Consider the following 380-nt stretch of genomic DNA (forward strand, 5'->3'; position numbering starts at 1 on the left):
CGTTCGCCCCCGCGCGGGCGGCCAGCACGAGACCGGGGCCGCTCGTGTCGACGATGCTCGGGATGCCGTTCGCCCCCGCGCGGGCGGCCAGCACGAGACCGGGGCCGCTCGTGTCGACGATGCTCGGGATGCCGCGGCCACGGGCGACGGCGACGAGCGATGCGTAGAAGCCCTCGGGCGCATCCGCGGGAAGACTGCCGGACGCGACCAGGCACTGCGCCGGGATGCTCAGCCGGTCGGCCGCCTCGCCGAGGTGCTCCCATTCCTCCACGCTGAGCGGGTGGCCAGCCTCGTTGAGCATGGTCGTGCTCGAGTCGGACTCGTCGACGATCGCGATGCTCGTGCGCGTCTCGGGCGCGACCGGCACCAGCTCGTGGGGG

1 pseudogene is annotated in these 380 nt (G+C 74.2%); it reads right to left on the minus strand.

From position 1 onward, the window contains the following. A pseudogene (locus AB4Z02_RS19320) lies at positions 1–380 on the minus strand (1-phosphofructokinase family hexose kinase); the annotation flags it as partial.

It is taken from the genome of Pedococcus sp. 2YAF34, assembly GCF_052114585.1.
GTDB lineage: Bacteria > Actinomycetota > Actinomycetes > Actinomycetales > Dermatophilaceae > Pedococcus.